This window comes from Streptomyces sp. NPDC002676 (assembly GCF_053592455.1).
In genome coordinates this window covers 23918-30012 of sequence record NZ_JBSFVT010000041.1, presented here as the reverse complement: position 1 = coordinate 30012, position 6095 = coordinate 23918, and the positions used below count along the sequence as shown (strand labels likewise).

Below are 6095 nucleotides of genomic sequence, written 5' to 3'. Positions count from 1 at the left end.
CCCACCGGCACCGGACACAACCGATCGTCCAGCACATACACCCGACAGTTGGCCACAGGCCGACCGATCGACGGCAACACCGGCCACCCGCCAACAGCACCCTCCAACGACAACGCAGTGACCACATGCGTCTCCGTCGGCCCGTAATAGTTGTGCAACCGCCGCCCCGGCACAGACGCGAAGAAATCACGCACCGCACCACGCACCGCCAGCGCCTCACCAGCCTGCGCCACATCCACCAGTCCGGGCAGATCCACACCCAGCTCAGCCGCAGCCTCCGCCACGGCCTCCACCATCGGCATCGGCGCAAACAACTCCCCCACGCCCCACCGGTCGAACCAGCGCACCAACTCCACCGCACTACGACGCACCCCGTCCGGCGGCACCACCAACGCCTTGCCCGACCACAACGCCGAGAACATCTCATGCGCCGCCGCATCAAAACTCAGCGCCGCGAACTGCCCCGTCCGCGAACCCGCACCACCCGGCATCACCAGCCCATGCCACGCCAGCAGATTCACCATCGCCCCAACCGGGAACACCACACCCTTCGGACGACCCGTCGACCCCGACGTATACATCACATACAACGGATGCTCAGGCAGCAGCACCCCACCCCGCTCACCAACCGACAACTCCCCATCCGCATAACCGTCGAGGGCCTGTGCGGGAACGTCGACAGCACGGTCCGTCCACTCCTCGGGGACCTGCTGAAGCGTCTCCGCCGAACCCAGCACGCACACCGGGTCGGCGTCGCCAAGCATGTAGGCGATCCGCTCCGCCGGATACTCGGGATCCACCGGCAGATACGCCGCCCCCGACTTCACCACCGCCAGCAACGCCACCGGCAACCACTCCGAACGCGGCAGCATCAACGCCACCACCCGCTCAGGCCCCGCCCCACACTCCACCAACAACCGCGCCAACCGGTTCGCCCGAACGTTCAACTCCCCGTACGACAGCTCCACACCCTCGAACACCACAGCAACCGCACACGGATCAACCGCCACCCGCGCCGCAAAAGACTCCGGCAACGACACCCACGGAACCTCAACACCCGTGGCATTCCAGCCGAACAGAACATCCCGCCGCTCCCGCTCCGACAGCACATCCAGCCGACCCACCCGCACATCCGGATCCGCCACCACCGCCGACAACAACCGACCCAACCGCTCCACCAGACCCTCGACCGTCCGCCGATCGAACAGATCCACAGCAAACTCCAGGAACCCCGTCAGCCCGGCGGGCTCGCCGTCGGTGTCCTGCTGTTCGGTGAGGTTGAGGAGCAGGTCGAACTTCGAGGCGCCGGTGTCGAGTTGCTCGATCTCCGTGGTGAGGCCGGGGAGCTGGAAGCTGGGCGCTTCATTGTTCTGGAAGGCGAGCATCACCTGGAACAGCGGGTGCGCGGCCATGGAGCGGGCTGGGTTGAGGACCTCCACCAGGTGCTCGAACGGCACGTCCTGGTGCTCGTACGCGGCCAGGTCCGTCTCCCGGACCCGCTCCACCAGTTCGCGGAACGTCGGATCACCCGACACATCCGTCCGCAGCACCAGCGTGTTCACGAAGAACCCGACCAGATCATCCAGCGCCTCGTCCGTACGACCCGCCACCGGCGAACCGATCGGAATGTCCGTCCCCGCACCCATCCGCGACAGCAACGCCGCGAACGCCGCCTGCACCACCATGAACAGGCTGGCGTCGGTCTCCTGCGCCAGCGTGGCCAGGGATCGGTGTACGTCGCGGCCGATCGTCACCGGGATGCTCTCGCCCTGGTGCGACGCGGTGACCGGGCGGGGCCGGTCGGTGGGCAGTTCCAGCTGGTCCGGCAGTCCGTCCAGCGTCTTCGACCAGTAGGCGAGCTGGCGTGCGAGCGGGGTGTCGTGGTCGTTCGTGTCGCCAAGGACGCGACGCTGCCACAACGTGTAGTCGGCGTACTGGACGGGCAGCGGCTTCCATTCCGGGGTGGCACCCCTCGTGTGTGCCTCGTAGGCGGTGACCAGGTCACGCGCCAAGGGGACCATCGACCAGCCGTCGCCGGCGATGTGGTGCAGCACTACGAGCAACACGTGCGAGGACGCGTCGACGGTGAACAGGAAGGTGCGCAGGGGCAGGTCGCAGGTCAGGTCGAAGCCGCGTCCGGCCGCCTCGGCGAGGAGGCGCGGCAGTTCGCCGGCGTTCGTGGTGACGACGTCGAACGGGGTGGCCGGGATCCGGTCGGCGTCGAGAATCTGCTGGTGGGGGGCACCGTCGGGGCTTTCGGGGAAGACGGTGCGCAGGCTCTCGTGCCGCTCCACGGCATCCCGCAGGGCGGCGGCCAGGGCGTCCTGGTCCAGCGTTCCCGTCAGTCGTACGGCGAACGACATGTTGTACGCCGACGAGGCGGCCCCTTCGAGGCGGTTGAGGAACCACAGCCGGCGCTGCGCGAACGAAAGGGGGACCACGTCGGGACGCGCGGCCGGGACCAGGGCCTGGGCGGTGGAGCGCTCGGCCTCGTCGAGTCGCTGTGCGAACTGCGCCACCGTGGGGGCCTCGAACAGCGCGCGGACAGGCAGCTCGACGCCGAACTCCGTGCGGATGCGGCTCAAGAGCCGGACGGAGGTGAGGGACTGCCCGCCGAGGTCGAAGAAGCTATCGTCGATTCCCGGGGTTTCGACGCCCAGTACCTCAGCGAAGAGCCGGCACAATGCCGCCTCCCTGGGGTTGCGGGCCGTGCGGTGGGCCGGTGCCGCGGCCCCGGCAGGAAGCGGCAGAGCCGCCCGGTCGAGCAGGTGGTGCGCGGTGACAGGGAGCGCGTCGAGGACGACCAGTGCCGCTGGGGCCTGCGACTCCGGCAGCCGCTCGGCTGCATGGCGTTGGACCGCGTCCGCGTCGACGGTGGCACCGGAGCGCGGCACCACGTACGCCACGCGGAGCGGGGTGCCCGCGGTGTCTTCACGGTCGAGGACGGCGACCTGGGTGACATGGGGGTGTGTGATCAAGGCGGCCTCGGCGGAGGCGAGGTCCGCGCCCCTGCTCGACACGGCGGTCCGATCCGCGGAGCCGGCATGTTCGAGCGTGCCGTCGGCGCGCCAGCGGGCCAGATCCCCGGTGCGCTGCATACGCCCACCGGACGGGTCGTGCGGGTCGGCGACCAGGAACGCGGCGGTGTCGGCCGGACGGGCGGGGTAACCGAGGGCGGCCTTCTCCTCCGACACGTACAGCTCGCCGGTCACACCGGCCGGGACCGGGCGCAGCTGTGCGTCGAGTACGTAGGCGCGGAGGCCGTCCATGGGGCGGCCGATGGGTGCGCTGCCGGTGCCGGGGTCTTCGCCGCCGGCCCAGACAAGGGCGGGAACGCCGGCCCCCGCCGGGGTGTAGGCCGCACACAGGGCTGCCTTGCCCAGGGTGTCGTGGAAGCGGGTCAGTAGCCAGGCCGACAGGGGTTCGCCGGTGCAAACGACGGTACGCAGGGAGGCACAGGCGCCTGCCTGCTCGTCGAGGAGCGAGGCCAACACCGTGGGGGTGGTGTGCAGGGTGGTGACCCCGTGGGCGCTGATGTCCGCGGCGAGGACGGCGGCCGTGCGCGTCGCGTCACGGTGAGGTGCGCCCGGGTCCGCGTCGGGCTTGTCAGGATGCTGCATCACCAAGGTCGCCCCGCTGCAGAGCATCCACCAGAACGCCCACAGGGACGCGGTGCCGTGCAAGGCGCGGTCACCGGGGCCCTGCGGGTGGGCGGTCCGCAGCCGACCGAGCCGGCCGGTGAGGGCGACGTGTGAGGTGGTCAGGCCCGTCGGGTGGCTCACCTGAGCGGTGTGCGAGGGCAGCAGGGCGGTCGTGCGGTCCTCGTCGGTGACGTCCGTGTCCGGGAACCGGGCGAGGACCTCGGCCGTGTCCGGCGCGTCCAGGGCAACGCGGGGCAGGGTGTGCGGGAGCGGGGTGAGGGTGTGGGCCGAAGTCACCGCGCATACGGGTCGCGGGGCGTCGTCCGCACCGGCCGGTGCGTCGGCGTCGAACAGCATGCAGGCCGCCCCCGCCTTCGCCACCGCGAGAGCCGCCACGGCCCACTCCGGGGACCGGGGCAGGGCGAGAGCGACCGTGCGCCCCGGGCCCGCGCCGTGCTCGATCAGCAGGCGGGCGAAACGGTTCGCGCGGGAGTTCAGCTCCTTGTAGGAGACCTCGCCCGCCGTGGTGGCCACTGCGGGGGCGTGCGGGGTGCGCCGGACCTGCTCCTCGACCAGCTCGGTCACCGTCGCGGCGGGTGGTGCCGCGTCGGCCGGGCCGCTCCACGTGCCGAGGATCAGCTGCCGCTCCCGCGGCGGCAGCAGGTCCAGCTCGGCCACGGTCTGGGCGGGGTCAGCCAGGGCCGCGGCCAGGATGTGCTCGAAGCGTTCCAGGTGCCCGGTGAGTTCCTCGGCGGTGTAGAGAGTGTCGTTGCCGTCGAGGTGGATGACGAGGCCTTCTCCACGGGCGGTGCCGTAGACGTCGAAGGCCAAGTCATCGAGCGGCCCGTTGCCCAGGTTGAGGAGCCGGGCGGGACACTCGCCGAAGGCGAGGCCGTCGTCCGCGGTCATGATGTTGACCAGTGGGCCGAAGGAGCCCGAGCCGTCCGCGGTGCCCGCGAAGTGGCGTTGCAGATCCTCCTGGCGGTAACGCTGGTGCCGCAGCGCCTCCTTCACGACCTGACCGGTCCGCGTGACGAGGGCGGTGAAGTCGTCATCGGCGGAGACGGTCAGGCGCAAAGGTACGACGTTCGCGGTCATGCCCGGGGTGCGGCGGGCCGCGAGGCTGACGCGGGCGGTGACAGGGAAGCCGAGGGTGATGTCGCGGGAGCCGGTCATGCGGTGCGCGTACAGGGCGACAGCGGCCGTGAGGGCCACCGACCAGTGGGTGCGGGCGGACCGGGCGGCGGCGATGAGCGCGTCGTTGAGCGGCGTCGCGAGGCTCGTGGAGGCGCGCAGCGAGGAGCTGCGGGAAGTGGCGGTGCGCCGCGACAGGCTGAACCTGGTGGGGCGGTCTGCGAGCCGGTTCTCCCAGTAGGCACGGTCCGCGGTGAAGTCCGCCGACGCCCGGTACTCCCGGTCCTCGGCGAGCAGGGCAGCGAGGGAGCCGAACGGCGAGTCGCCGTGGGGCCGACCCTGCGTAAGGGCCGTGTAGACCTCGGCAACGCGACGGGTGAACAGGCCGGCGGCGTGGCCGTCGACAAGGACGTGATGGGCGCGCGTATACCAGAGGAGGTGGTCCGGTGCCAGGCGGAACAGGGCGAGCTCGTACAGCCGCTCCGTGAGGAGGTCGACGGAGCAGGCTCGGTCCTCCCGCATCCAGCGCAGTGCCGACTCGACGGGGTGGGGGTCCGTCGAGACGTCATGGAAGGACACGGCATCGTCGGGGACGGGCATGGGTGTCTGCCACACGCCGTCCGTGTCCTCGGTGAAGCGGACGCGCAGGGCTTCCGCCTCGTCGAGGGCCGTCCGGACGGCCGCCGTCAAGAGCTCCACGTCGACGCCGCCGCGGATCTCCATGCACTGGGCGAGACTGAAGTCCAGGTCCGTCACGCCCAGCTGGTGGGCGAACCAGACGCCCGACTGCGCGGCGGACAACGGCCAGCGAGCGGCTCCCGTGCCAGACACCTGTTACCTACCCCTGAGTTTCGAATCCGGAAAAGGTGAAAAGGGAAGAACAAGCCAGGGCAGGCGTCACCCGTGGCGCCGCCCTGGCGGGGAAGTTTCCTCAGGCGTGTGCGTCCATGGCATCGCGCAGCGACTTGGGCCGCATGTCGGTCCAGTTCTTCTCGATGAAGTCGAGGCACACCTGTCGGTCGGTCTCGTCAAGGGCGACCCGCCATCCTTCGGGGACTTCGATGGAGCTGGGCCACAGCGAGTACTGCTCCTCCTCGTTGAGCAGGACGAAGAACTTTCCCTCTGCATTCTCAAACGGATTCGTCACACCACAACCTCGATTTCGATAATGGGCCGTTGTACCCAGCTCATCACGGGCTTGCATCACTTCGATATCGCGGCACCATCTCCCCTTGCTGAAGGCTGAGTTGGCGTCTCGGCGAGCCTGGACAGGCGCTATCCTCTTGCCTACCGTCACGTAACTGCCCTGCGACCGAGGGG

2 protein-coding genes are annotated in these 6095 nt (G+C 70.0%); both read right to left on the bottom strand.

What is annotated here, in order from left to right; all coding sequences use genetic code 11:
- Positions 1 to 5606: condensation domain-containing protein (locus tag ACWD3E_RS41855; RefSeq protein WP_451392717.1), on the bottom strand; the 5606-nt coding region annotated here is incomplete at its 3' end.
- 100 nt (positions 5607 to 5706) lie between these two features.
- Complete coding sequence (locus ACWD3E_RS41850) at positions 5707 to 5922, bottom strand: MbtH family protein (protein WP_451392716.1); 216 nt, start codon at positions 5920 to 5922, stop codon at positions 5707 to 5709.
- Positions 5923 to 6095 lie beyond the last annotated feature (173 nt).